A 26,176-nucleotide genomic window follows, 5' to 3' on the forward strand; every position below is an offset into this window, starting at 1 on the left:
CAAACCCGTGGCGCGGAGCCGATTTTATGCGGGGCCGGGAAGCCGCGACGCCAGGCATGCCTTTGCGGGCAGGGAAAACCCTCGGCATGCGGATGCGCCGCGCGAGAATCGACCGCCGAGGAAAACGACGGCAGAAGAAACGGGAGCGCATGCCGATAAGCGTGCAGAAACAAGAAATGAAGAGGAGCTTGCATGGTCGATGAGGATTTCAAGGGCACCCGCCTCAGGCGGTTCAGGGTCGACGTGGGGACCATCATCTGCGCGGTGGCGCTGGTGCAGTCGCTGCTCCTGGTGGCCTTCGGCTACTGGGCCGCCGAGAGGCTGGTGTCGAGGCTCGGCACCGCCGCGCACAAGATCAACCACGACCGGGTCGAGGACAGCGTGCTCGCCTTCCTCGCGAAGACCGAGGCGGCGATCCGTGCGATCGCCGATTCGCCCAGTGTCCATGTCTGCGGCGAAGACGGCGAGCAGACTGCCGAGATGCTCTGGACGCTGCTGGAGCAGACGCCGGAAATCGACAGCATCAACGTGGCCACCGACCATGGCCACGTGCTGATGGCGGTGCGCTACCCGGTGCCGGCCATCCGCCAGGTGCTGCGCGCCGACGGCTTCAGCACCGAGACCTGGCACTACAAGGACTCGCCGGACCGGGACGGCGGCGACGCGAAGCAGCGTTTTGCGACAACATCGATCTCGGCCTACCGCAGCGACTTCGATCCCGAGAAGCGCACCTGGTACCTGGAGGCCATGAAGGCGAAAGGACCGGTGTGGACCCAGCCATTCATGATGAGCGACTCGCAGGAGCTGGCCGTCGGGCACGCGCGGCCTTCGGCGCGCGCCGACGACGAAGGGCACACGCGGGGACTCGTGGTCGATGCCAACGTGTCGCTGGGGCATCTGGCCAGGCTCGTGGGTGCCTTCGGTGCGCAGGGCCATGGCGAGAGCGCCCTGATGAGTTCGGATCACCACGTGATCGCGCGCAGCGACCATCCCGATCCGGTGCGCGAGCTGGAATCGCCCGACAGCGGCGTGCTCGGCGCCATCCATGCGCACATGCTCTCGGTCAGCACGGCAGGCGGGGCCGACGACCAGGCCTTCTCCATCGAGCACGAAGGCAGTCGCTACCTCGTGCAGACCTCGCACCTGCCGCACACCCGGTGGCAGCTCGTGAGCTGGGAGCCCGAGGAGCTGCTGCTCGGTGGCCTGCAGCGCTCGGTGCTCTGGTCGCTGGCGCTGACGGTCAGCTTCCTGGCGCTGGCGCTCATCATTTCGCTGCGGTTGTCGAAGCTGGTGACCGGGCCCATCGAGAACCTCTCGCGCGTCGCGCGCCGCATCGGGCGGCTGGAACTCGACGATCTGCCGATCGAGCCGAGCCGGGTGCTCGAGGTGCAGCACCTCAACCAGGCGCTGGACGAATCCGCGCGCAGCCTCAAGGCCTTCAGCAAGTTCGTGCCGGTGGACATCATCCGGCAACTCGTCGCGGAAGGGCACGCGCTGGGGCCGAGCGGCTCGCCGAAGCGCATCACCGCGATGTTCACCGACGTGGAGGGCTTCACCAGCATCTCGGAGTCGATGCCGGCCGAGGTGCTCGTGCGCCAGCTCACCGAGTACTTCAATCTCGCCGCCGGCATCTTCGCGCGTCACGGCGGCGTGATCGACAAGTTCATGGGCGACGGCATCATGGTGCTGTGGGGCGCACCCACCGAACTCGAGGATGCTGAGTACCGCGCCTGCCTCGCGGCGATCGAGCTGCATGCCGAGATGAACGCGCTCAACGAGAAGTGGCGCGCCGAGGGCCTGCAGGAGTTCCGCACGCGCGTGGGCATCCACACCGGCCATGTGATCGCGGGTGTGCTCGGCTCGAGCAACCGCCTGTCGTACACCGCCATCGGCGACGCGATCAATGCGGCGAGCCGCATCGAGGGTGCCAACAAGGAGCTGGGCACGCGCACGCTGATCTCCGAGGCCACCTTCGAGGGGTTGGGCGGCCGGCTCGCCACGCGCCGCATCGAAGAGCTCGCGGAGCTGCGCGGCCGGCAGACGCGCATGGTGCTCTACGAGCTGCTACAGATCGAGCATCAGCCGGGCTGAACGGGCCCGCGAGCAGCAGGGCAGGAACTGGTCGTTGGCGGCCTGCTCCTCGGGCGTGAGATAGAGGTCGCGGTGCTCGACCTCGCCCTGCAGCACGCGCGTAAGGCAGGTGCCGCACACGCCCTGCGCGCAGGACACGGGGATGTCGACACCCTCGGCCGCCAGTGCGTCCACCACGCTGAGCGAGGCTGGCACGCGCACCACGCGGCCCGAACTGCGCAGCTCGACTTCGAACTCGCCTTGTTCGCCTGCCGGCTGCATCGCGCCCGAGAAGTATTCGAAGTGCACCTGGGCGTCCGGCCATTGCAGGTCGCGTGCCATGGCTCGCACCGCATCGAGGAAGCCCTGCGGGCCGCACACGTAGATGTGCCTGCCGGGTGCCGGGCGGCCGATGGTCGCGGCGAGATCCAGCCGTTGCGTGGGCGGACCGTCGTCATGGTGGAAGAACACCCTGTCGGCGAAGTCGCTGCCTTCCAGCCGACGCCGGTAGGGCGCCCGCGCGGCGGTTCGGCTGCAGCAGTGCAGCGCGAAATCGGCACCCAGCGAGGCCAGCCGCTGAGCCATCGACAGCAGCGGGGTCACGCCGATGCCGCCGGCCAGCAGCAGGCTGTGCGCGGCGCCTTCGTCCAGCGGAAAGTGGTTGCGCGGCGGGCTGATGTTCAGCACCGCGCCTTCATGCACCGCATCGTGCATCGCGAGGGAGCCGCCGCGTGAGGCGGCGTCGCGCAGCACACCGATCTCGTAGTGCTCGTCTTGCCCTGGCAGGTTGCACAGCGAATACTGGCGCACCAGCCCGCCGGGCAGCGACACGTCGATGTGCGCGCCTGGCGCGAAGCCCGGCAGCGGCGCGCCGCTGGCCGAGACCAGCCGGAAGCTGGCCACGTCCTCGGCCTCGACCGTCTTGCGCGCCACCCGCACGGCGATGGGCTGGCCCGCGATGGACGCCGCTGCGCTCATTCGCTCACGATGAAGTTTCCGGCGTCGAAATGCACGGGCGGCGCTGCCGGGTCGAAGCTCACGCCCGCCGGATCGCGCCCCTCGCGCACCGCATCGAGCTGGCGCTGCAGCAGCCGGCGCAGCATCACGATGCCGCGGTCGGAGGTGGCCAGGTGCTCTTCCGAATGCGCGGTGATCGCGCCCTGGCTCACCTGCGCTTCGTAGTCGCCCGGGAAGGCGCGGTGCTCGGCCTCGGTCAGTTCTTCCCACAGCTTGCCGTTCAGGCGCGAGCGCACGCGGGCCAGGTCGCCCGGCGTCTTCACGCGGCCCACGGTGTAGATGCGGAAGCTGTGGTCGTCGATGGGCAGCACCCAGCCGATGGACTCCACCCGGCCGTAGGCCGCCACGCGCGGGTTTGGCACCACGCGCAGCGTGGGCAGCACCGGGCCCGCCACGCGGCGGAAGATGCTGCCGTCTTCCAGCTTGCGGATCGAGATGATCTTCACGCCGGTGTCGGTGCTCTCGAAGGTCACGTCGGGCATCTGGCCCATCAGCGCCACGAACTGCGTGCCGCTGAAGCTGCCGTGCAGCACGGGCACGTGGAAGGGGTCGGCCACGTTCTCGTAGTGCTGCAGCCAGTTGCACGGAATGATCTGCGGCCCGCCGCCGCCGATGCTGTTGCCGTCGGCCTCCAGCGTCTCGCCTTCGTCCAGCGTCTCCAGGCAGTCGTAGCGCGGCAGCACCGGCTTCTTCTCGGCCGGGCCGAGGTAGGCCCAGATCAGCCCGTACTGCTCCTGCACCGGATACCAGGGCTGGCGCACGCGGCCCCGGCTGCGCGCGCCGCCGTCGGGCTCGCAGGGCTGGTCGACGCAATGGCCCTGCACGTCGAACATCCAGCCGTGGTAGCAGCAGCGGATGCCTTCTTCCTCGACGCGCCCGTAGTAGAGCGAGGCGCCCCGGTGCGCGCAGCGCCAGTGCACGAGGCCCGGGCGGCCCTTCCTGTCGCGGAACAGGATCAGGTCCTCGCCCAGCACGCGCACCTGGCGCGGCGTGTCGGTGGCGTCGGCGGCGAGACCGATGGGATGCCAGTAGCGGCGCAGCAGTTCGCCCATGGGCGTGCCCCCGCCGACCTCGGTCAGCTCTGGCTTGTGGCTCGGCGGCTTGCGGCCGTAGGCTGTGCCGGTGTCGAAGGCGATGGGCTGCCATTCGGCGGTGGGGGATGCGGATGCGACGGTGCTCATTCGGGAGTGACTCCTGCGGCCTTGATCAGGTCCGCGACACGGGGAAAGTCGGCCTTGTAGCTGGCCCTGAACTCGGCGGGCGTGCTGCCCAGCGGCTCGAATCCGAAGCCGGCCAGGCGCTCCTGGATATCGGGCATCTTCGTGATCTCGCGCAGCGCGGCCGACCACTCGTCGAGCACGGGCTGCGGCGTCTTCGCGGGGGCATACACGCCGATCCAGCTGTCGAGGTCGAAACCGGGAAAGCCCTGTTCGGTGAAGGTCGGCACGTCGGGCATCGAGCGCACCCGCTGGCGCCCGGTGATGCCCAGCACCTTGATGCGCCCGGCCTGCGCGAGGCCGCGCGCGGTCGCCGGATTGGCCCAGGCCACGCCCAGTGCCTCGCCGAACATGTCGTTGTGCGCGGCGGCCTCGGCCTTGTAGGGCACGTGCACCAGGTCGAGCTTGTTCTGCCGCGCCAGCAGCTCGCCGAACAGATGAGCGTTGGAGCCATTGCCCCAGGTGCCGTAGGAGATGCCGGGATGCGCCTTGGCATAGGCCACGAACTCGCGCACGTTCGAGAACGGCGCCGAGGCGCGTGCGATCAGCATCGGCCCGCCGGTGGCAAGCTGCGACAGCGGCTCGAAGTCTTTCACCGGGTCGTAGGGCAGCTTCGGTTGCAGCACCGCGTTGTTGATGTGGGTGAGCGGCAGTGTGAGAAGCACGGTGTAGCCGTCGGGCGTGGCTTTTGCGACGGTGTCGGCGGCGATGGTGCCGCTGGCGCCGGGCTTGGCCTCGACGATCACCGGCTGGTTCCAGCGGGCCTTGAGCTTTTCGGCGTAGACGCGGGCGATGGTGTCCATCGGGCCGCCGCCGGAGCCGAAGGGGATGATGCGCACCACGCGGTTGGGAAAGTGCGGCGTCTGCGCGAAGGCGGGCAGGGCGAGTGCCGCGAGGCCCGCGCCGAGGGTGCCGAGCGCGCGGCGGCGTGTGGCCTCGCCGGGCGGCGAGGGTCTGAACCGATTCATCGTGTCTCCAGTCGTGATGTACTTGTGCGCTCGACGATACGGACAGCCCGCCCCGCGGGCAATTCGAAGCTTTTGATATGAGATATGGCCCAACGTGATATCCGCAGCCTCGACGTCGGCATGCTGCGGACCTTCGATGCGCTGATGCGCGAGCGCAGCGTGTCGCGCGCGGCGACCCGGCTCTTCCTGAGCCAGCCTGCGGTGAGCGCCTCGCTCAACCGGCTGCGCGATACCTTCGGCGATCCGCTCTTCACCCGCACCGCGCACGGCGTGGAGCCCACCGCCCGCGCGCAGGCCCTGGCCGGGCAGGTAGAGCGCGTGCTGGCCGACCTGTCGGCGATGCTCGAGCCCGGCGAGGGCTTCGACCCGGCCGGGTCGCAGCGCATCTTCCGCATCTCGGGCGGCGACTACGCTAGCCACCTGCTGCTGCCGAGGCTGGCCAACGAGCTGGTGGCCTGCGGCTCGCGCGTGCGCATCTACTGGGAGACCAGTTCCTTCCTCACGCTGACCGAGCGGCTGCGCAAGGGCGACTTCGACATCGCCGTGCTGCCGCGGCTGCAGCCGCCGAGCGACTGCGAATCGGAGTTGCTGTACGAGGACCGCTACGTGGTCGCGGTGCGGCTGGGCCATCCGACGATGACGCAGCAAGCCACGCTCGACGACTTCTGCGAGGCGCCGCACGTGTTCCTGGGCTACGGCAGTTCGGCACTCGACGATCTCATCGACCAGGTGCTGGCGCGGCTGGGCCGCACGCGCACTATGAGCGTGGCCATGACCAGCTTCGGCCAGATCGTCGACCTGCTGGCGCAGACCGACCATGTCGCCGTGATGCCGCTGCGCGTGGCCGAGCGCTTCAGGCATCTGCTCGCGGTGCATCCACTGCCCTTCGAACTGCAGGGCTACCGCTCGGTGGTGTGCTGGAACCGGCGCTCCAACTCCGACGCCGGCCTGCTTTGGCTGAAGGACGCGCTGCTGCGCATCGGGCGCGACGCGCCGGCCGAAGGCGCTGCCGCTAGCGGGCTCTGATCCGGCGCGCGAAGGCTTCGAGCCCGTCGATGGTGATCTGGATATGGCGCTCGAAGCTGCTGTCCAGCGGCACCGTCGTGCCGTTGTCCCAGCGCAGGATGAAGGCCTTGTTTGCCAGCTGAGCGAGATTGCGCGTGAGCACCGGGTGGTCGAGCGGACGGATCGTGTGCACGCGTTCGCGCAGCTCCTCGGCCCAGGCCTGCGTGTTGTCGGCGGGCAGGGGCGAGAACTCCATCGTCAGGAAGCCCAGCATCGCGGCGACCACGCAGTTGTAGGCCTCCAGCAGCGCTTCGTCCTCGAAGCCGGCGTCGGCCAGCGTGGCGAGGATGCCTTCGACCAGCTCCATCGGCAGGCTGCCGTTGGACACCAGTTGCGCGCCCAGCAGCTGCGCCACGTTCGGATGGCGCCGCACGGCGGCACGGCAGCGGCGGAAGAGTTCGGCGATCCAGTCCTTCCAGACGAGCTTGCCGGGCGGCGGCGCGACCTCGGCCATGACCAGCGCCGCCACTTCGGCCAGCAGTGCCTCGCGCGTGCTCACGTGCCAGTGCACGGTGGCCGGGTAGACGTCGAGCCGGGCCGCCACCTCGCGCATGCTGAAGGCGCCCAGGCCGAATTCGTCGATCTGCGCGAGCGCCTCCTCGGCGATGCGCTGCTTCGTCAGGCCACCGCCGCCGGAGGGGCGGCCGGCAGTGCGGGGTTTCGGTGACTTGGGGGGCGATTGCTTCGTCATGGTTGCAGCCATTGTGCGGCAGTCGGGTTGACTGTATAAACAAAATAAATTGAGCATCGAACAATAAATCGCGCTGCATGCGACGGGCGCACACCCTACGAAGGACATTGCCATGGCGCACGCCGACATCGACCAGGCCCTCGCAGCAGCGCACCTGCGCTTCACCGAAGGCAATCCCGCCAGCATGCGCCAGTTCGAGGAACAGGCGCGCTACATGCCCGGTGCCAACAGCCGCTCGGTGCTGTTCTACGCGCCGTTCCCGCTGACCATCGCGAAAGGCGAGGGCGCGACGCTGTGGGACGCCGACGGCCACCGCTATGCCGACTTCATCGCCGAGTACACGGCCGGCGTCTACGGCCATTCGGCGCCAGAGATCCGGGAGGCCGTCGCCGAAGCGATGAACAGCGGCATCAACCTCACAGGCCACAACCTGCTCGAAGGCCGGCTCGCCAGGCTCATCTGCGAGCGCTTTCCGCAGATCGAGCAACTGCGCTTCACCAACTCCGGCACCGAGGCGAACCTGATGGCGCTGACGGCGGCGCTGCACTTCACCGGCCGCCGCAAGCTCGTCGTGTTTTCGGGCGGCTATCACGGCGGCGTGCTTGGCTTCGGCGCCAAGCCGCTGCCGACGACCGTGCCCTTCGACTTCCTGGTGCTGCCCTACAACGACGAGCGGACCGCGCGCGAGCAGATCGACAGGCACGGCCCCGAGATCGCCGCCGTGTTGCTGGAGCCGATGCAGGGCGCGGGCGGTTGCATTCCGGGCCGGCTGGAGTTCCTGCAGGCGCTGCGCGAATCGGCCACCCGCGTCGGCGCGCTGCTGATCTTCGACGAGGTGATGACTTCGCGCCTCGCGCCGCACGGGCTGGCGAACAAGCTGGGCATCCGCTCCGACCTGACCACACTGGGCAAGTACATCGGCGGCGGCATGTCCTTCGGCGCCTTCGGCGGACGTGCCGACGTGATGGCGCTGTTCGATCCGCGCACCGGGCCGCTGGCCCATTCGGGCACCTTCAACAACAACGTGCTGACGATGGCGGCCGGCCATGCCGGGCTCACTAAGCTGTTCACGCCGGAGGCCGCGGGCGCACTGGCAGCGCGTGGCGATGCAATGCGGCAGCGGCTGAACACGCTGTGCGCAGGCGAGGGTGTCGCGATGCAGTTCACCGGCATCGGCTCGCTGATGAACGCGCATTTCGTGGGCGGCGAGGTGCGCAGCACCGATGACCTGGCACCGGTCGACGCCCGGCTGCGACAGCTGCTCTTCTTCCACCTGCTGAGCGAGGGCATCTACACCTCGCCGCGCGGCTTCGTGGTGCTGTCGCTGCCGCTGACCGATGCGGACATCGACCGCTACGTGGCCGCCATCGGTAGCTTCATCGGCGAATACCGGGTGCTGCTGCCCGGTGCCGCTAGGAACTAGCGGGAGCCGGCCACGCCCAGCAGCTCGTGCAGGCGGGTGCTGGTGGTCGTGTACTGCAGCGGAACGGCCTTGCCGGGGAACACGATGGCCGTGGCGCCCCAGGCAGCCAGCGTGGCCTCGTGGAAGCCGCAGACGATGAGCTTCTTCTTGCCCGGATAGGTGTTGATGTCGCCCACCGCGAACACGCCGCGTTCGCGGGTTTCGTACTTCTCTGTGTCCACCGGCACCTGCTTGCGCTCCAGCTCCAGCCCCCAGTCGGCGATGGGGCCGAGGCGCGGCGAGATGCCCAGGCAGGCGACCAGCGCGTCCAGCGGCAGGTCGAGCGTGGTCGCGTCGGGCGTGGTGATCTGGAGCTGCTTGCCGTCGAAGGCCGTGGGCTGGCCGACCTGGAAGGCCATCTTGCTCGCGGCCACGAGGGCGCGCATGGCCGAAACGGTGGCTTCCTCTGCCTGGAAGCCGTCGCGCCGGTGCACCAGCGTGACCTGCTTCGCGATGGCGGTGAGTGCAATGGCGGTTTCGAGCGCGATGTCGTCGCCACCGTTGACCACCACCGTCTGCCCGGCGAAGCGGTCCAGCGAATCAGGGTGATAGAAGAGCGAGGAGCCCTCGAATTGCGCGATGCCTTCGACCGCGATGCGCTTGGGCACGAAGGCGCCGATACCGGCCGCGATGAACACCGTTTTGGCGAGGAATGATTTGCCCGCCGAAGTGGTGAGAAGCAGCCGCCCGTCGGCCTCGCGCGCCAGGGTGGAAACCTGCTCGCCGAAATGGAATTGCGGCTTGAAGGGCGCCACCTGCTGCAGCAGCGACTGCGCCAGGTCGCGCCCGCTGGTCACGGGCGTGCCGGGGATGTCGTAGATGGGCTTGTCGCCATACAGCGCTACGCACTGGCCGCCGGCGGCGGGCAGTGCATCGACGATGTGGCAGGAGATTTCGAGCAGGCCCAGCTGGAAGGCCTGGAACAGCCCCACGGGGCCGGCGCCGACGATCAGCGCGTCGGTCTCGATCGGGGAAACGGCAGGGGCGGCGGGCTGGTTCAGCGCACCAGCTCCCCGATCTTGTCCGTCTTGTCCTTCCACTCCTCGGCGTCGGGCAGGGCGGGCTTGCGCTTGGTGATGCTCTTCCAGCCGTCGGCCTGGGCCAGTTCGGCGTTGATCTTGATGAAGGCGATCTGGTTGGCCGGCAGGTCTTCCTCGGCGTAGATCGCGTTGACCGGGCACTCGGGGATGCAGACCGCGCAGTCGATGCACTCGTCCGGGTCGATCACCAGCATGTTGGGACCTTCGCGGAAGCAGTCGACGGGGCAAACGTCCACGCAGTCGGTGTATTTGCAACGGATGCAGGCTTCGGAGACGACGTGGGTCATTTGTTTTCTGGCGTCAGTGGTGAGGTCGGGGAAAACCCGGGATTTTAGGCCTTTGCGGCGGAAGGCTGCACGAGCACGGCAGCGGCGGTCTTGTGGGAGGCCGTATCGACCAGCACCAGCGAGCCCAGGGCGCGCGATTGCGTGAAGGGCAGCACCGCCAGCGGCTGCTGCAGCGCCAGCACCACGTCGCCGATGGCGTTGGCCTCGATCTGCGTCGCGGCTTCCGATTCGAGCGTGGTGATGTTCACGCGGTCGACAATGCGCGCGACCTTGGCCTTCACCCAGCGGTGGCCCTGCAGCGCCCAGTAGACGCGTCCCGCGACCAGCGGCTCGTCGTCGAGCCAGGCCACCGTGGCGGTGATCTCGCGCACCGGCTCGAAGGCGCCGGGCGCCAGCAGCCAGTCGCCGCGCGACACGTCTACCTCGCGGTCCAGCACGATGCCGGCGCTGTGGCCCGCATGCACCGCCTTCGGCTGGCGCGTGTGGCTCAGCACTTGGGCGACGGTGGCGGTCTGGTTGCTCGGCAGCACGGTCACGCGCTGGCCCGGCTCCACGTGGCCCGAGGCGACGCGGCCCCAGAACACGCGGCGGCCCTGCGAGGTGTCGGCCGACGACGAGAACTTCTCGACCCACTGCACCGGGAAGGCGAAGGGCACGGCCTCGTCCTGCGCCGTCACCGGCAGGTCTTCCAGCAGCTCGAGCAGGCTGGGGCCTTCGTAGCCGACCCAGTCGGCATGGCGCGTCGCCACGTTCCAGCCCTTGAGCGCGGAGATCGGCACGATGGCCGCGACTTTCACGCCGGCCGCTTCGGCAAAGGCGTTCAGCGCGGTCGAGATGCGTTCGAAGGCAAGGCCGGCATCGCCGATGGCGTCCAGCTTGTTGATGGCGAACACGATCGACTGCACGCGCAGCAGGTTGCACAGCAGCGTGTGGCGGCGCGTCTGCGGCAGCAGCTCGCGCTTGACCACGGTGCCGTCTTCCACCTCGGCGGCCCAGGCCAGCTTGGTCGCGTCGACCAGCACCACAGCGGCGTCGGCGGCGGAGGCGGCCGTGACCATGTTGCGCGTGTACTGCTCATGGCCGGGCGCGTCGCCGATGATGAACTTGCGCCTGGCGGTCGAGAAGTAGCGGTACGCCACGTCGATGGTGATGCCCTGTTCGCGCTCGGCCGAAAGGCCGTCTGTCAGCAGGGCCAGGTCGGTCTCGCCGCCGCGCTGCACGCCGGCCAACTGGTCCTGCAGCACGGTCTTGCTGTCGACCAGCAGTCGGCCGATGAGCGTGCTCTTGCCGTCGTCGACGGAGCCGCAGGTGATGAAGCGCAGGGCGGTGCCGGTGTCGCCGTGGACTTCGGCGGGCGAGGCGTTTGAAATGACAGCAGCGTTCATTGAGTGATTCTCCAATTCGTGGAACACCGCGGAACCGGCTCTGCCGGGCCGCTGGTGTTGCCCCCTTCGAGGGGGTGGGCGTAGCGACACGAAGTGCGCGAAGCCTGGGGGTGGGTCAGAAGTACCCGTCTTTCTTGCGCTTCTCCATGGAAGCTTCCGAAGTCATGTCGTCCATGCGCGTGGCGCCGCGCTCGCTCACGTCGACCGACAGCGTCTCGAGCACCACGTCGCTCGCGTCGGCCGCCAGGCTTTCCACCGGGCAGGTGGTGGTGATGTCGCCCACGGTGCGGAAGCGCACGTCGCGCACCTGCACCGTCTCGCCGTCGCGAGCGGGGGTCAGGTTGGTCACCGGCACCAGCAGGCCGCGGCGCTCCACCACTTCGCGCTTGTGCGTGTAGTAGATCGAAGGCAGGCCGACTTCCTCGCGGGCGATGTACTGCCACACGTCGAGTTCGGTCCAGTTCGAGATCGGGAACACGCGAAAGTGCTCGCCCGGGGCGAGGCGGGTGTTGAACAGCGTCCACAGCTCGGGGCGCTGGTCCTTGGGCTGCCACTGGCCGAAGCTGTCGCGGTGCGAAAAGATGCGCTCCTTGGCGCGCGCTTTTTCCTCGTCGCGGCGGGCGCCGCCGATCAGCGCGTCGAAGCGGAATTCTTCAATGGCTTCCAGCAGCGTCACCGACTGGTGCGCGTTGCGCGACTCGCCCGGGTGCGCCAGGCGCACGGTGCCGCGCTTCATCGAGTCCTCGACGCTGCGCACGATCAGCTCGGCACCCAGTTCCTTCGCGCGACGGTCACGGTACTCCGTGACCTCGGGGAAGTTATGGCCGGTGTCGATCATCAAGAGCGGGTAGGGAATGCGGCCGACGCCGAAAGCCTTCTCCGCGCACTTCAGCAGCACCAGCGAGTCCTTGCCGCCCGAGAACAGCAGGGTGGGGCGCTCGAAGGCGGCCGCCACTTCGCGCAGGATGAAGATGGTTTCTTCCTCCAGCGCGTCGAGGTGCGTGTTGGACAGGTGCGCCGGCGGCAGCAGCAGTTCGGTTTCGGTACGTGCGTTCATCGGAGATGGGGCTGGATGCGGTAGGTCGGTGCGGTGCAGGGGCTCAGTGCGCGAGGTGCAGTCCGCACTCGCGGTTGTCTTCGCCCTTGGTCGGGTCGACGTAGTCGAAGTTGTTGGGCAGGCCGTGCTTCACGCAGTACTCGTGCAGGTCCTTGGAAGACCAGTGCAGCAGCGGCGCGACCTTGATCAGCCCGTCGGGGTTGATGCTGACCGGGTCCATCTGCGCACGCACGGCCGTGTCGGTGGCGCGCAGCGCGGTGAACCACACCTTCGGCGCCGTCTCGCGCAGGGCGCGCGCGAAGGGCTCCAGCTTCACCTCTTCGGTGAATGCGGCGTGGCGCGGGTCGTCCAGCGCGGGCGTCGGGCCTTCCACTGCCTCGCGATGGGCGCGCGAGCGGCGCGGCAGGTAGATGTGCAGGTCCAGGCCCAGCTGCTTCGTCACTTCGTCGGCGAAGCGGTAGGTGGCCTCGGTGTTGTAGCCGTTGTCCATCCACACCACCGGCACGTCGCGCTCCACCTGCGTGACCAGGTGCAGGATCACCGCCTCGAAGGGCCGGAAGTTGGTGGTGACGATGGCCGGCTGGCCCAGGCCGAGTGCCCAGTCCACCAGGCCCTGCGCGTTGCGGCCGAGTTCGGCGTTGATGCGTTCGATGTCGATGCTCATGTGCGGTGCTTTCCTGCGCTCTCAGTTTCCGGCCGCGAAGTGCGGCGCGGTCTTCACCGCGTCGCCCTGGTAGAAGGAAGCGAAGCGGTCGAACTGGCGCTGCGCGTCGGTGGCGTCCACGCCTTCCTTGAGCACGGCGCTGGAGAAGCCGGTGCGCTCCATCTGCACGAGCTGGTCGATCAGCACGTCGCCGGTGGCGCGGATGTCGCCGGTGAAGCCCAGGCGGCGGCGCAGCAGGAAGGCCTGGCTGTAGGCGCGGCCGTCGGTGAACTTCGGAAAGTGCAGGTCGATTCGCTCGATGTCGGCCAGGCACTCCTCGATGGCGAGCGGGTCGGCGTCGTTGGCCAGCTGCAGCACCTTCGGGTCGCCGTCGTCGACGTGCTCTTCCGCCGAGAGAATGTTCAGGGTCTTCTTCATGCTGCTTCCTCCACCTTGAAACGTGCACCGTTGGCGGCGGCCTTGAACGCGTCGTGGCCGACGCGGCGCAGCGTGTCGATGAAGTTCTCGCCGCTTTCGCGGGTGTCGCGGTAGGTGTTGAGCACGGCCTCGATCACCCCGGGCACTTCTGCCGCCGAGAACGAGGGGCCGACCACCTTGCCGGCCTGCGGCGTGCCGCTGAGCGCGGAGCCGTCGGAGCCGCCGAGGGTGACCTGGTACCACTCCTTGCCGTCCTTGTCGACGCCGAGGATGCCGATGTGGCCGCTGTGGTGGTGGCCGCACGAGTTGATGCAGCCGCTGATGTGCAGGTCGATCTCGCCCAGGTCGTCGAGCTCGTCGAGGTCCTGGTAGCGCTCGGTGATGGCTTCGGCCACCGGAATGGAGCGTGCGTTGGCCAGCGCGCAGAAGTCGCCGCCGGGGCAGGCGATCATGTCCGTCAGCAGGTGCACGTTGGCGCTGGCGAAGCCGGCGGCACGGGCTGCGATCCACAGCGCGTGCAGGTCTTCGGCATGCACCCAGGGCAGCAGCACGTTCTGGTCGTGCGTCACGCGGGCTTCGCCGGCCGAGAAGCGGTCGGCGAGCTCGGCGATGGTGTCGAGCTGGTCGGCCGAGGCGTCGCCGGGCGCCTGCTTCAGGCGCTTGAACGACAGCGTCACGGCGCGCAGGGCCGGGTTCTTGTGCGGCGCCACGTTGCGCGCCAGCCAGCGGACGAACTGCACGTCGTCGGCGGCGTGGTGGCGCAGCTCGGCGTCGGTCTTCTCGGCGCTCTGCAGCACGCGGGTGGCGAGTGCGGGCGGCACGAAGGACGCGGCCACGCGGTCGTACTCTTCCTGCGTGATGGTGTGCGGCGCGCCGTCGTGCTCGAGGATCTGCTTGTACTCGGCCTCGACATCGTCGATGTAGCGCTGCCCCTCGGCCTTCACCAGGATCTTGATGCGAGCCTTGTAGATGTTGTCGCGCCGGCCGTACCGGTTGTAGACGCGGATCACGGCCTCGAGGTAGTTCATGATCTGCTGCCACGGCAGGAACTCGCGCAGCACCGTGCCCACGATGGGCGTGCGGCCCATGCCGCCGCCCACCTGCACGCGGAAACCGATCTCGCCGGCTTCGTTCTTCACCACGTGCAGGCCCACGTCGTGCCAGCCGGTGGCGGCGCGGTCCTCGGTGGCGCCGGTGATGGCGATCTTGAACTTGCGCGGCAGGAACGCGAACTCGGGGTGCAGCGTGCTCCACTGGCGCATGATTTCCGCGAACGGGCGTGGATCGGCGACCTCGTCGACGGCGATGCCGGCGCGCTCGTCGCTCGTGATGTTGCGGATGCAGTTGCCGCTGGTCTGGATGCCGTGCATGTCGACCGAAGCCAGCAAGTCCATCACGTCGGCCGACTTGGCCAGCGGAATCCAGTTGTACTGGACGTTCTGGCGGGTCGTGAAGTGGGCGTAGTGGGTGGGCAGCTTGTGGCTGCCGAGCAGGCCCTGCGTCTCGATGGCCTTCTTGTAGACCTCCGCCTCGGGCTCGTCGTATTCGCGGGCGATGCGGGCCAGCACGCGCAGCTGGCGGCTCGACAGTTCGCCGTAGGGCACGGCCACGCGCAGCATCGGCGCGTAGCGCTGCACGTACCAGCCGTTTTGCAGGCGCAGGGGGCGGAATTCGTCTTCGGCGAGCTTGCCCTTCTGCCAGCGCTCGAGCTGGTCGCGGAATTGGGCAGCCCGCTGGTGGACGAACTGGCGGTCGAATTCTGTGTATTGGTACATCGTGCGTTTGTCTTGAGGGAAGTGCGGTGCCGCGCGCGTAGCGGGTACCCCAGCAAGAAGGCGCGATTGTCCAAGCGCTCCTTATGGAACCAAACTATTTTTTGGTTCGCGCTTTATGCGGATAAGCTTATTCGCCAGTATCCATGCGGGTTTCCGGATGGTTTGATGCTTATTCCGGATAAGGCGAGGCAGCCGGAGCGAAGAGTCCGGCAAGGCGTTTCCGGGCACGCGCCTGCCCGGCGGCGGAAAGACGGAGGGCCGGGCAGCGCCGGCCGTCATCCGCTCAATCCAGCGGCAGATCGGCCTTCTTCGCCAGCGTCTGCCAGCGCTGGAGTTCCTGCACCACGAAGGTCGTGGTCTGCTCCGCCGTGGCGGGAGCCGGCGTCACGCCCGCGGCCGCGTAGCCCGACTGCACCTCGGGCTTCTGCAGCGCCTGCGCAATCGCCGCGTTGAGCGCGCGCACCCGCTCAGCCGGCACGCCCGCGGGCGCGGCCACCACGAACCACTGGTCCGCGTCGAAACCGGGCAGGCCGGCTTCGCGCAGCGTGGGCACATCGGGCAGCGCAGGCGAGCGCGTGGCAGTGGTCACGCCGTACGCATGCAGCTTGCCCGACTTGATGTGCGGCAGCACCGGCGTGATGCCGAGCATGCCCAGTTGCACCTGCCCGCCGACCACATCGGTGACGGCCTGGCTGCCGCCCTTGTAGGGCACGTGGACGATCCGCGTGCCGGCGATCTGGTTCATCAGCTCGCCGGCCAGGTGCTGGCTGGTCCCGTTGCCGGACGATGCGAAGCTGAAGGCCTTCGGGTCCTTGCCGGCGGCGAGCAGCGCGGCCAGCGTGGGCGGCATCGGGCTGGCCGTGGTGCCCACCAGCACCATCGGCCCCTTGGCCAGCGTGGCCACGCCGGTCAGTTCCTTGCCGATCCGGGGCACGGGCATGCTGGTCAGGATCGGCCCGGGAATGGTGACGACCGTCAGCCCGTCATGCGGTGCCCGTGCGGCCGCCTGCAGCGCGATGGCGCCCGCGGCGCCGGGCCGGTTGTCCACCACCACCGGTTGGCCGAGCGCCTGCTCGACGTGGCGCGCCACGAGGCGGGTCAGGATGTCCACGCTGCCGCCGGCCGGCTGGCCGACCAGCCAGGTCAGCGGGCGGGCACCTTGGGCAAAGAGGCGGGGAGAGGCCGCGAGCGCGACGGCACCGCCCAGGGCGGCCATTGCACGACGACGGGAGATGGAAGGCATCTTGTTCATGGGAGCTCGCTGTTCATCAGGTTAGTCGTCAAGCTGGCCGGGCGGCGTGTTCGGATGCCGCGCGAAGCTGTCCTGGAACGCCTTCACCAGCTTGAGCACCGGCCCCAGCACCCAGGTGTTGTAGACGAGCACGTCGGTCGTTTCCTTCGGGTCGCGGGTGGTGTTGAAGAGATAGGGCGACTCCAGCTTGCCTTTGCCTTCATTCACCTCGGGCTCCCAGTAGAAGTGCAGCTTCCAGTCGCGCCACTTCACCGCCCGCAGCTCGTTCTTTATGTAGAAGGGAAAGCCCTCGCGGGCCGACTTCTCCTGCTCGCCCAGCAGGAAGGGCAGTTGGTCCACGCCGTCGATAGGCCTGTCCTGCGGCAGCTCGGCACCGGCCACGCCCGCCAGGGTGGTGAAGAGGTCGGTCACGTGCACGATCTCGTTGCTCACCCGGCCGGGTGCGATGCGGCCCGGCCAGCGCGCGATGAAGGGCACCCGCAGGCTGCCTTCCATGGCGGTGTGATAGGTGCCGCTCCAGGGGCCGGCCGTGCCCCGGTAGGGAGCGCGGAACTCGGGGCCGTTGTCGCTGCAGAAGATCAGCAGCGTGTCCTCGGCCGCGCCCATCTCGTCGAGCGCGCGCACCACCTGGCCCACGCGGTGGTCCATTTCCACCATCGAATCGGCGAAGTCGCCCGCGCCCGTGCGGCCGGCGAACTCGGGGTGCGGCAGCGTCGGGAAATGCAGGTGCACCAGCGGCAGATAGAGAAAGAAGGGCTTGCCGGCCTCGCGCTGGCGCCGCATGAAGCCGATGGACATGTCGACCAGGTCGGCGTCGATCTGCCGCCGCGCTTCCAGGTCGTACACCTTCACGCCTTCCGAGGGCTCGCCGCTGCGGCCGCGCATGATCCAGGGCAGCTCCACCACGCTGGGGTCGAAGCCCACCGTCGAGGTGAACTGGCTCTCGTCCGTGGTGCGCGGAATGCCGTACCACTCGTCGAAGCCTCGGTCCGACGGAAAGCGCCCCGGCACGTCGCCCAGGTGCCACTTGCCGTAGTGCGCGGTGGCATAGCCCCGGGCAGAGAGCAACTGGGCCAGCGTGATCTCGCGCCGCGTCAGCCCCTGCGGAAGGCCCGGCGGCACCGACTGCAGGCAGCCGGTGCGGATCGGGTGGCGCCCGCTCATCAGCGCGGAGCGGGTCGGCACGCAGTCGCTCTCCACATTGAAGTTCTGCAGCAGCAGGCCCTGCTTTGCGAGGGCGTCGATGTTCGGCGTGGGCGCGCCGCGCAGCGCGCCGCCGCCGTAGCAGCCCAGTTCGCCCCAGCCGAGGTTGTCGGCGACGATGAGCACGATGTTGGGAGAGGAGGAGGGTGAGGGCATGGCGATGGGCTCCGGGAGTGGCGTTTCCGGAATCTAAGTGCCGGTGCCTCCCAGGCTCATTCCCAAGCCATCACTGAGTCATAAACTCGGGGAATGTCCCTGTCGATGCGCGATGTCCAGTATTTCCTCGCCGTGGTCAAGACCGGCCTGCTTTCCGCCGCGGCCGACGAGCAGGGCGTGACCCAGCCCGCGCTGACCAAGGCCGTGCGCCGGGTCGAGGCCGAGTTCGGGCTGCAGCTGTTCGAGCGCAGCGCGCGCGGCATGGTGCTGACCTCGGCCGGGCAGCGGGTCGCCGAACAGGTGCGGCGCCTGCAGGCCGACTACGCCGACACCGTGTTGCTGGCCAACGAGATGCGGGCGCAGCAGGCCGGGCTGCTGCGCGTGGGCGTGACCGACACCACCTCGGGCAACCGCGTCGCCGCTGCGCTGGGCACGCTGCTGAACCAACGCCCGGGGCTGCGAGTGCGCCTGCGCGTCGACCGCTCCGACACGCTGGCCACACTCGTGCGCGAAGGCGAGCTCGACCTGGCCCTGGTGCCCGCCTACGAAGGCCAGCCGCTGGATGCCGAGCGCACCAAGGTCGACAACGACCCGATGCTGCCGCTGGTGCGAACCGGCCATCCGCTGACGCAGCGCTCGCGCGTGTCGCTGGCCGACGTCACGGCATACGGATGGATCTCGGGCCCGGCTACGTCGGCCGCCTTCAAGGCGATCACGGACATCTTCGCGCGCAACAACCTCGCCGCGCCCCGGGTCGTGATGGAGGTGCCTTTCGCGTCCGAGCTGAACCTGTCAGTGCTGGCCGCGACCGACCTCATCACGCTGGTGCCTCGCTCCTTCATGCGGCATGCCGACGACAGCCGCTTTGCGGTGCTGCCGGTGGCGGCACTGCGCGTGCCGCGCGCGGTGGTGCTGCTTTCACGGCCCGGCTCGTCGTGGTCGCCGCTGATGCAGGCGCTGCGCGACAGCCTGCTGGCGCTCAAGGCCGCGTCGGCCTGAGTTGGATAGGTCCCCGCGCCTCAGCGCAGCATCGTCGACATCGCCGAGCAGCAGTTCAGCATGCGCACGGCCGCTTCCACGGTCGGCGCGGTGAAGCGCAGGGTGACGCCGTCCACGCGTTCGAAGCTCGGCCACTGGCAGAACAGGTCGGCCAGCGCGGAGGTCTGGGCGCGCAGCGTCACGGTCTGCGGGCCGGCGAAGACCAGCGGCTTGGCCTTCGAGCGCGCCGCCAGAGCTTCTTCCACGCCCGCGCGGATCGCCCGGCGCGACTGCTCGGGCGACAGTGACACGCCGCTCAGGCAGCCCGTGGCCTTCTTGGTTTCGACGAAGGTCGCGTGCGGGAAGAGCGGGCGGTTCTCGGCGATGAACACGTCGTCGCCGCTGGCCATCACCACGGGCACGCCGTACTCGCCGGCCAGCGCGCCGTAGAGGCCGGCCTCGCCCAGCTCCTCGCTGCCGAGCGAGATGCCCGCGAAGGCGAAGCTGTTGATGGTGTGCGCGAGGATGCCGCGCCCCTGCGCGCGCGAGTGGTAGCCGACCATGCAGACGGCGTCCACGCCGCCTTCCTCCACGCCCGCCACCATGCTCAGGTAGCGCGGCTTGCCCTGGATCACGCGGGCGCGTGCGTCGAGCAGGTCGGGCGGCATGTTGCGGAAACCGCCGTGCGAATCGTTCACCAGCACTTCGGTGGCGCCCGCGTCGAAGGCGCCGGCGATGGCGGCATTGGCCTCGTGCGTCATCAGCAGCCGCGCGCGCTCGTACTCGGGGTTGCCCGCGCGCACCTGCTCGGAGTGGTAGACGCCGGCGACGCCTTCGATGTCGGTGGAGATCAGGACTTTCATGGGTGAAACGGCTCGCGTTCAGGCGTGGGTTGAGAAGATGGCGGAGGCCGGCAGTACGTCGGCCAGCGCGGCGCGGTGGTTGCCGTCGCGCCCGGTGACGGCGGTGGCGCGCCACAGGGCATGGATGATCGCCTGCTCGGTGCTGTCGGCCGCGGCCTGGAACAGGCCGTCGAGCAGGCCGTCGTGCAGCATCGCCACGGCGGGCATCGGCCGCTCGACGCTGTCGGGCACGGTGTAGGCGGTGGAGAAGGCCAGCACGATGTCGCCGCTGCCGTGCCCGAAGACCGAGCCCGTGCGGGCCAGCCCGGCACCGGCGCGCAGCGTAAGGCGGCGCAGCTGGCGCGCGTCGAGCGGCGCGTCGGTGGCCACCACGATGATGATCGAGCCCTTCTCGGCCTCGTTCACCGCCGGCAGGCTGCGTTCGGCCTGCAGCGCGGCGAGCCGTTCGCCCACCGCGTGGCCGGCCAGCAGCAGCTGCGGCTGGCGCCCGTAGTTCGCCAGCACCAGCGCGCCCACCGTGTGGCACAGGCCCTCGCGCGCCGACACCCGCCGCGAGGCGCTGCCGATGCCGCCCTTGAGCTGGAAGCTCGACATGCCGCGCCCCGCGCCGACCGAGCCTTGCTCGAAGTCAGGGGCGGCGCCAGCCAGCGCGTGCAGGTAGTCGGCTTCGCTCACGGCCATGCGCTGGATGTCGTTGAGAAAGCCGTCGTTGCACTCGAACACCAGCGGATTGACCGTGGGCAGCGTGCGTCCGCATTCGGGGTTGTCGGCCACGCAGCGGCGGATCTGCGCCGCCGCCACCGCGCCGACCGAGAAGGTGTTGGTCAGCGCGATGGGCGTTTCGAGCACGCCCAGCTCTTCGACCTGCAACAGGCCGACGCTCTTGCCGAAGCCGTTGAGCACCGCCACGGCGGCAGGCACCTTGTCGCGGAAGAGATCGCCCGCGTGCGGGCGGATGACGGTCACGCCCGTCTGCACCGGGCCGTCGGCCAGCGTGCGGTGGCCCACGGTGACGCCCGCGACGTCGGTGATGGCGTTGCGTTCGCCCTGGAGCAGATTGCCGATGAAGGGGAGGGAGGCCTGCTGCTTGCTGGAAGACATTGCGGAAAAAAGAAACTTACTGGCGGTCGATTTTCGGGTCGAGCGCGTCGCGCAGCGCATCGCCCAGCAGGTTGAAGGCGAGCACGGTGAAGAAGATGGCCAGGCTGGGGAAGAGCGCCACGTGCGGCGAGGTCACCATGTCGGCGCGGGCTTCGCTGAGCATCGCGCCCCATTCGGGCGTCGGCGGCTGCGCGCCCATGCCCAGGAAGGAGAGGCTGGCGGCGGTAATGATCGAGGTGCCGACGCGCATCGAGAAATACACCACGATCGACGAAATGGTGCCTGGCAGGATGTGCCGCACGATGATGGTCCAGTCCGAGGCGCCGATGCTGCGCTCGGCCTCGATGTAGGTCTGCTGCTTCAGCACCAGCGTGTTGCCGCGCACGAGGCGCGCGAAGGCCGGCACGCTGAACACCGAAACGGCCACCACCACGTTGGTCATGCTGCTGCCCAGGATGGCCACCACGCCCAGCGCCAGCAGGATGCCGGGGAAGGCGAAGAGCACGTCCGAGATGCGCATCACGATGCGGTCCCACCAGCCCTCGTAGTAGCCCGCAAGCAGGCCGAAGGCGGTGCCGATGATGCCGCCCAGCACCACCGACAGGAAGCCCGCCATCAGCGAGATGCGCGCGCCGGCCAGGATGCGGCTGAAGATATCGCGGCCCAGCGGATCGACGCCGAACCAGTGCGTGGCCGAGGGGCCGGTGTTCAGCATGTCGTAGTCGAAGAAGTTCTCCGGATCGAAGGGCACGATCCACGGCGCGAACACCGCGACGAACACCAGCAGCAGCACGAAGAGCGCCGCGACGATGCCCACCGGCTGTTTCTTGAAACGGCGCCAGCATTCGCCCCAGGGCGTGCGGACCTTGCCGGCGGTTTGAACAGTCACCACGGCCGGTGCGGGAGATGGAATGGTTTCGGCAGGCACGCCGGAAGCTTGTTGCGTCATGGCTGCTTGCTCACTTGTAGCGGATGGTCGGGTTGATGTAACCGTAGAGCACATCGACCACCAGGTTGATCAGGATGAACTCGAGCGAGAACAGCAGCACCAGCGTCTGGATCACGGGGTAGTCGCGCATCTGCACCGCGTCGACCAGCAGGCGGCCGAGGCCCGGCCAGTTGAACACCGCCTCCACAAGAATGGAGCCGCCCAGCAGGAAGCCGAACTGCAGGCCCATCATCGTCACGACCGGAATGAGCGCGTTGCGCAGGCAGTGCTTGATGATCACGGCGCGCTCGCGCACGCCCTTGGCGCGCGCGGTGCGCACGAAGTCTTCCTGGATCACCTCGACGAAGGAGGCCCGCGTGAAGCGCGCCATCACGGCCGCCACGGCGGCGCCCAGGGTGATCGAGGGCAGGATGTAGTGCTTCCAGCTGCTGGCGCCCACCGTGGGCAGCCATCCGAGCTGGACCGAGAAGATCTGCATCAGCAGCATGCCGAGTGCGAATGCGGGAAAGGAGATGCCCGACACGGCGAGCGTCATGCCCAGCCGGTCCGGCCATTTGTTGCGGTACACGGCAGACACGATGCCGATGGCCATGCCGAAGATCACCGCCCACACCATGCTGGTGATGGTCAGCATCACCGTCGGGAAGAAGCGCTCGCCGATCTCGGTCGCCACCGGCCGCCGCGTGCGGATGGAGGTGCCGAAGTCGCCCTGCAGCATGTGGGTGAAGAAGTTCACGAACTGCTGCGGCAGCGGCTTGTCCAGCCCGAGCTCCGCGCGGACCATGGCCACGGTCTGCTCGTCGGCGTCCTGGCCGGCGGCGAGACGCGCCGGATCGCCGGGCAGCATGTGGACGAACAGGAACACCAGCACCGCCACGATGAGCAGCGTGGGGATCAGGCCCAACAGTCGTTTGAGGAAGTAATTCAGCATGGCATCAGGAAACAGTCACCCTCATTCGGGAAACACCGCGGAACCGGCTTTGCCGGGCCGCAGGTGTTGCCCCCGGCGAGGGGGTTGGCGAAGCGACACGAAGTGCGCGAAGCCTGGGGGAGTACTTAGTTCGACACGGCGATGGCGTCGATGTTGATGTTGCCGTCAGGCATTACGAACACGCCCGACAGACGCTTGGCGTGCGCCGACAGGTTCTGCTCGGTGATCATCGGCACGCGCGGCAGGTCCTTGCGGATCTCTTCCTGCGCGGTCTTGTACAGCGCGGCGCGTTCCTTCTCGTCGGTGGTCACCAGCGCCTTGGCCAGCGAGCTGTCGACCACCTCGCTCTTGTAGAACGACATGTTGTTCAGCTTCGGAGCCCAGGCTTCCGAGGCGAACAGCGGGCGCAGGCCCCAGTCGGCCTCGCCGGTCGACGACGACCAGCCGGTGTAGTACATGCGGACCTTGGCCGTCTTCGGATCGGACCATGCATCCACCTGCTCGGTGCGCTGGCCCACTTCGAGCGCCTGCACCTGCAGCTTGATGCCGATCTGCGCGAGCTGCTGCTGCACGAACTGGATCGTCTTCTGCGAGGTCGTGTTGTTGTAGGCGCTCCACAGCACCGACTCGAAGCCGTCGGGGTAGCCGGCTTCCTTCATCAGCTCCTTGGCCTTCTTCAGGTCGTAGGGAATGGGAGCCATCTTCTCGGCGTACTTCACGCCCTGTGGCAGCACGCCCTGCGCCGGGAAGGCATAGCCGCCGAACGCCACCTTGGCCAGCGCCTCCTTGTTGATGGCGTAGCCGATGGCCTCGCGCACCTTCGGGTTGTCGTAGGGCTTCTGCAGCATGTTGAATGCCAGGAAGCGCGTGATGATCGAGGGCGTTGCCACTACTTCGAGCTTGTCGCTCTTCTTCAGCAGCTCGGCCTGCTCATAGGGAATGGGGAATGCGAAGTCGGCCTCGCCGGTCTGCAGCATCGCGGCGCGGGTGTTGTTCTCGAGCACCGGCTTCCACGACACGTTGTCGACCTTCGGGTAGCCCTTCTTCCAGTAGCCGTCGAACTTCTTGGCCTTGACGGCCTCGGTCTGCTTCCACTCGACGAACTCGAAGGGGCCGGTACCCACGGGGTGGAAGGCGATGTCCTTGTTGCCCCACTTCTTCAGCGCGGTGGGCGAGATCATGGCGGCCGATGCGTGGGCCAGCGAGTTGATGAAGGGACCGAAGGGCTCCTTCAGCGTGATGCGCACGGTGCTCGGGTTGACCACCTCGACCTTGCTCACGCGGTTGAACTGGTTGTAGCGCAGCAGCTTGTTGTCCTGGTTCAGCACGCGGTCGAGCGTGAACTTCACCGCGTCGGCGTTGAAGTCGGTGCCGTCGTGGAACTTCACGCCGGTGCGCAGCTTGATGGTGTAGACCAGGCCGTCCTTCGACACCTCGTAGCCCTCGGCGAGCACGTTCTGCACCTTCAGGTCCTTGTCGAACTGGAACAGGCCTTCATAGAAGGTCTTGGTCACGGCCGTGGTGATGGTGGTGTTGGTGTTGTACGGGTCCAGCGTTTCCGGCTGGTAGCCGATGGACAGCACCACGTCTTTCGCGGCCAGTGCCGTGCCCGAGGCGGCCAGCGCGGCCAGGCCCAGCAGTGCGGATGCCCATCGCAGGGAGGAGGAAGCTTGTTGCGTCATGGAAGAACTCCAGTCGGTTCGAGGAAAAAAGCAGGAGGGCCTGCGGGTTGAAAAAATTGATTGACCGTTCAGAACGCACCGCCGATGGCGTGCTGCGCGACGAAGTGACCCGGCGCGACCTGCACCAGCGGCGGCACCACGGGCTCGTCGCCCACGGCGCGGATCGGGCTGGGAATCTCGCCTTCGAGCAGCGCGCGCGGCTTGTGGCGGCGCGCCGGGTCGGCCACCGGCACCGCGGCCATCAGCTTGCGCGTGTAGGGGTGCTGCGGCGCCTCGAACACCGCGCGGCGCGGGCCGATCTCGACGATCTGACCCAGGTACATCACGGCCACCCGGTGGCTGATGCGCTCCACCACCGCCATGTCGTGCGAGATGAAGAGGAAGGCCACGCCCAGTTCGCGCTGCAGGTCGAGCATCAGGTTGACGATCTGCGCCTGGATGGACACGTCCAGCGCCGACACCGATTCGTCGGCCACCACCACCTTGGGGTTGAGCGCCAGTGCCCGCGCGATGGCAATGCGCTGGCGCTGGCCGCCCGAGAACTCGTGCGGATAGCGCTGCGCCGCCTCGGGCGGCAGGCCCACCTTCTGCAGCAGCCAGTCGACGCGCTGCTGCGCCTCGGCGCCCTTGGCGATGTTGTGGATGAGCAGCGGCTCCATGATCGAGAAACCCACCGTCACGCGCGGATCGAGCGAGGCGAACGGATCCTGGAAGATGAACTGGATGTTGCGGCGAAGCGCCTGCAGCTCGCGCGTGGGCAGCTCGCGGATGTTCTTGCCGCCGAACTCGATCGCGCCGCTCTGGCTCTCGACCAGGCGCAGCAGCGAGCGGCCGGTGGTCGACTTGCCGCAGCCCGATTCGCCCACCAGCGCCAGCGTTTCGCCGGGGTACAGGTCGAAGCTGATCTTCTCCACCGCATGCACGCGGCGCTTCACGCGGCCGAAGAGGCCGCTGCGCACGTCGAAGCGGGTGACGAGGTCGCGCACGCGCAGGATCGGGCCGGCGTCTGCGCGCACCGTGTCCTGCGGGGTGGCCTGATGGGGCGCCGCGGCGTCGGCGCTGGCCTCGGTGCGCAGCAGTTCGAACTTGGCCGGCAGGTCGGTGCCCTGCATCGCGCCCAGTTTCGGCACGGCCGACAGCAGCGCGCGGGTGTAGGGGTGCCGAGGCGCTGCGAACACGTCGTCGGAGACGCCTTCTTCCACCTTGTCGCCGCGGAACATCACCAGCACGCGGTCGGCGATCTCGGCCACCACGCCCATGTCGTGCGTGATGAAGAGCACGCCCATGTGCATCTCCTTCTGCAGTTCGCGGATGAGCTGGAGGATCTGCGCCTGGATGGTCACGTCCAGCGCGGTGGTCGGTTCGTCGGCGATCAGCAGCTGCGGCTTGCACGACAGCGCCATCGCGATCATCACGCGCTGGCGCATGCCGCCCGAGAGCTGGTGCGGAAAGCGGTCGAGCACGTTGCGCGCCTCGGGAATGCGCACCAGCTCCAGCATGCGCAGCGCCTCGGCGCGCGCTGCCGCGTCGCTCTTGCCCTGGTGGATGCGGATGGCCTCGGCGATCTGGTCGCCGGCGGTGAACACCGGGTTCAGCGACGTCATCGGCTCCTGGAAGATCATCGCGATGTCCGCGCCGCGGATGTTGCGCATGGCGCTATCGCGCGCCTGCGCCAGGTCGAGCACTTCGCCGTTGCGGCGGCGGAACATCATGCTGCCGTTCAGGATGCGGCCGCCGCCGTGCTCCACGAGGCGCATCAGCGCCAGCGAGGTCACCGACTTGCCCGAACCCGATTCGCCCACCACCGCGAGCGTTTCGCCGTGGTCGACGTGGAATGACAGCTTCTTCACGGCATCGACCGTGCGCTCGGAAGTCGAGAAGCGAACGGTGAGGTCGTCGACGGCGAGAACGCGGCCGTCCGGCAGGGCGAGGGCAGGGGTGGACAT

The 26,176-nt window shown here is 68.3% G+C and carries 23 protein-coding genes; 4 read left to right on the top strand and 19 right to left on the bottom strand.

The annotated features are described in order from the left end of the window. Nucleotides 1-192: 192 nt before the first annotated feature. On the top strand, nucleotides 193-2,091 hold the full coding sequence (locus ABL838_RS13925; RefSeq protein ID WP_418125652.1) for an adenylate/guanylate cyclase domain-containing protein: 1,899 nt from the start codon (nucleotides 193-195) through the stop codon (nucleotides 2,089-2,091). On the opposite strand, the gene ABL838_RS13930 is transcribed toward ABL838_RS13925, so the two are convergent. Genes ABL838_RS13930 through ABL838_RS13940 form a run of 3 tightly spaced genes read right to left on the bottom strand, consistent with a single transcriptional unit; the run spans nucleotide 2,065 to nucleotide 5,272 of the window. Beyond that, a complete protein-coding gene (locus tag ABL838_RS13930) occupies nucleotides 2,065-3,048 on the bottom strand; it encodes a PDR/VanB family oxidoreductase (RefSeq protein WP_369658305.1) in 984 nt (327 codons plus the stop codon). The genes ABL838_RS13925 and ABL838_RS13930 overlap by 27 nt on opposite strands. Then, the gene (locus ABL838_RS13935) at nucleotides 3,045-4,268 is read right to left on the bottom strand and encodes a Rieske 2Fe-2S domain-containing protein (RefSeq protein WP_418125653.1); all 1,224 of its coding nucleotides are present in this window, start codon (nucleotides 4,266-4,268) and stop codon (nucleotides 3,045-3,047) included. Before ABL838_RS13935 ends, ABL838_RS13930 begins: the two co-directional genes overlap by 4 nt. Beyond that, complete coding sequence (locus ABL838_RS13940) at nucleotides 4,265-5,272, bottom strand: Bug family tripartite tricarboxylate transporter substrate binding protein (RefSeq protein ID WP_418125654.1); 1,008 nt, start codon at nucleotides 5,270-5,272, stop codon at nucleotides 4,265-4,267. The genes ABL838_RS13935 and ABL838_RS13940 overlap by 4 nt, the downstream gene beginning before the upstream one ends. An 84-nt stretch (nucleotides 5,273-5,356) precedes the next feature. On the opposite strand from ABL838_RS13940, the gene ABL838_RS13945 reads away from it, so the two are divergent. Next, the gene (locus ABL838_RS13945; RefSeq protein ID WP_369658302.1) at nucleotides 5,357-6,298 is read left to right on the top strand and encodes a LysR family transcriptional regulator; all 942 of its coding nucleotides are present in this window, start codon (nucleotides 5,357-5,359) and stop codon (nucleotides 6,296-6,298) included. Here ABL838_RS13945 and ABL838_RS13950 read toward each other — a convergent pair. After that, nucleotides 6,285-7,028 (bottom strand): TetR/AcrR family transcriptional regulator, encoded by a 744-nt coding sequence (locus tag ABL838_RS13950; RefSeq protein WP_418125655.1) that lies wholly within the window; start codon nucleotides 7,026-7,028, stop codon nucleotides 6,285-6,287. The genes ABL838_RS13945 and ABL838_RS13950 overlap by 14 nt on opposite strands. A 112-nt stretch (nucleotides 7,029-7,140) precedes the next feature. Between ABL838_RS13950 and ABL838_RS13955 the strand changes: the two genes are divergently transcribed. Then, entirely contained in the window at nucleotides 7,141-8,451 is a 1,311-nt protein-coding gene (locus tag ABL838_RS13955) for an aspartate aminotransferase family protein (protein ID WP_418125656.1), read from the top strand. Here the strand turns inward: ABL838_RS13955 and ABL838_RS13960 are convergent. The 9 genes from ABL838_RS13960 to ABL838_RS14000 all read right to left on the bottom strand — a co-directional run bounded on the left by ABL838_RS13960 (nucleotide 8,448) and on the right by ABL838_RS14000 (nucleotide 17,726). After that, a complete protein-coding gene (locus ABL838_RS13960) occupies nucleotides 8,448-9,530 on the bottom strand; it encodes an NAD(P)/FAD-dependent oxidoreductase (protein WP_418125658.1) in 1,083 nt (360 codons plus the stop codon). The genes ABL838_RS13955 and ABL838_RS13960 overlap by 4 nt on opposite strands. Then, nucleotides 9,488-9,817 carry a ferredoxin FdxA gene (fdxA, locus tag ABL838_RS13965; protein ID WP_126019243.1) on the bottom strand — a complete coding sequence of 110 codons (330 nt, stop codon included), beginning with the start codon at nucleotides 9,815-9,817 and terminating at the stop codon, nucleotides 9,488-9,490. Before fdxA ends, ABL838_RS13960 begins: the two co-directional genes overlap by 43 nt. A 44-nt stretch (nucleotides 9,818-9,861) precedes the next feature. Next, nucleotides 9,862-11,202: a sulfate adenylyltransferase subunit 1 gene (locus ABL838_RS13970; RefSeq protein ID WP_418125660.1), complete on the bottom strand. Its 1,341-nt coding sequence runs from the start codon at nucleotides 11,200-11,202 to the stop codon at nucleotides 9,862-9,864. 115 nt (nucleotides 11,203-11,317) lie between these two features. Continuing rightward, the gene (gene cysD / locus ABL838_RS13975; protein WP_418125661.1) at nucleotides 11,318-12,259 is read right to left on the bottom strand and encodes a sulfate adenylyltransferase subunit CysD; all 942 of its coding nucleotides are present in this window, start codon (nucleotides 12,257-12,259) and stop codon (nucleotides 11,318-11,320) included. Between the two features lie 43 nt (nucleotides 12,260-12,302). Beyond that, a complete protein-coding gene (locus tag ABL838_RS13980; RefSeq protein WP_418125662.1) occupies nucleotides 12,303-12,923 on the bottom strand; it encodes a phosphoadenosine phosphosulfate reductase family protein in 621 nt (206 codons plus the stop codon). Between the two features lie 21 nt (nucleotides 12,924-12,944). Continuing rightward, entirely contained in the window at nucleotides 12,945-13,340 is a 396-nt protein-coding gene (locus ABL838_RS13985; RefSeq protein ID WP_126019251.1) for a DUF934 domain-containing protein, read from the bottom strand. Then, nucleotides 13,337-15,115: a nitrite/sulfite reductase gene (locus ABL838_RS13990; RefSeq protein ID WP_418125663.1), complete on the bottom strand. Its 1,779-nt coding sequence runs from the start codon at nucleotides 15,113-15,115 to the stop codon at nucleotides 13,337-13,339. Before ABL838_RS13990 ends, ABL838_RS13985 begins: the two co-directional genes overlap by 4 nt. Nucleotides 15,116-15,398: 283 nt before the next feature. Beyond that, complete coding sequence (locus ABL838_RS13995; protein ID WP_418125664.1) at nucleotides 15,399-16,367, bottom strand: tripartite tricarboxylate transporter substrate-binding protein; 969 nt, start codon at nucleotides 16,365-16,367, stop codon at nucleotides 15,399-15,401. Nucleotides 16,368-16,388: 21 nt separating this feature from the next. Then, nucleotides 16,389-17,726, bottom strand: coding sequence for an arylsulfatase (locus ABL838_RS14000; RefSeq protein WP_418120257.1), 1,338 nt, complete (start codon nucleotides 17,724-17,726; stop codon nucleotides 16,389-16,391). 93 nt (nucleotides 17,727-17,819) lie between these two features. Here ABL838_RS14000 and ABL838_RS14005 point away from each other — a divergent pair, with 93 nt between their 5' ends. After that, entirely contained in the window at nucleotides 17,820-18,725 is a 906-nt protein-coding gene (locus tag ABL838_RS14005; protein ID WP_418125665.1) for a LysR family transcriptional regulator, read from the top strand. Nucleotides 18,726-18,745: 20 nt separating this feature from the next. Here ABL838_RS14005 and ABL838_RS14010 read toward each other — a convergent pair whose 3' ends face one another. The 6 genes from ABL838_RS14010 to ABL838_RS14035 all read right to left on the bottom strand — a co-directional run bounded on the left by ABL838_RS14010 (nucleotide 18,746) and on the right by ABL838_RS14035 (nucleotide 26,176). Continuing rightward, complete coding sequence (locus ABL838_RS14010) at nucleotides 18,746-19,567, bottom strand: M55 family metallopeptidase (protein ID WP_418125666.1); 822 nt, start codon at nucleotides 19,565-19,567, stop codon at nucleotides 18,746-18,748. Between the two features lie 18 nt (nucleotides 19,568-19,585). Further along, nucleotides 19,586-20,668 carry a P1 family peptidase gene (locus tag ABL838_RS14015; RefSeq protein WP_418125667.1) on the bottom strand — a complete coding sequence of 361 codons (1,083 nt, stop codon included), beginning with the start codon at nucleotides 20,666-20,668 and terminating at the stop codon, nucleotides 19,586-19,588. Between the two features lie 16 nt (nucleotides 20,669-20,684). Continuing rightward, on the bottom strand, nucleotides 20,685-21,617 hold the full coding sequence (gene gsiD, locus ABL838_RS14020; protein ID WP_418125668.1) for a glutathione ABC transporter permease GsiD: 933 nt from the start codon (nucleotides 21,615-21,617) through the stop codon (nucleotides 20,685-20,687). A 10-nt stretch (nucleotides 21,618-21,627) separates the two neighbouring features. Next, nucleotides 21,628-22,548: a glutathione ABC transporter permease GsiC gene (gene gsiC, locus ABL838_RS14025; RefSeq protein ID WP_126019272.1), complete on the bottom strand. Its 921-nt coding sequence runs from the start codon at nucleotides 22,546-22,548 to the stop codon at nucleotides 21,628-21,630. Nucleotides 22,549-22,673: 125 nt separating this feature from the next. Beyond that, nucleotides 22,674-24,230 carry a glutathione ABC transporter substrate-binding protein GsiB gene (gene gsiB / locus ABL838_RS14030; protein WP_418125669.1) on the bottom strand — a complete coding sequence of 519 codons (1,557 nt, stop codon included), beginning with the start codon at nucleotides 24,228-24,230 and terminating at the stop codon, nucleotides 22,674-22,676. A gap of 68 nt (nucleotides 24,231-24,298) precedes the next feature. Continuing rightward, nucleotides 24,299-26,176: a dipeptide ABC transporter ATP-binding protein gene (locus ABL838_RS14035; RefSeq protein WP_418125670.1), complete on the bottom strand. Its 1,878-nt coding sequence runs from the start codon at nucleotides 26,174-26,176 to the stop codon at nucleotides 24,299-24,301.

The organism is Variovorax sp. 160MFSha2.1, assembly GCF_048305075.1.
Lineage (GTDB): Bacteria > Pseudomonadota > Gammaproteobacteria > Burkholderiales > Burkholderiaceae_C > Variovorax > Variovorax guangxiensis.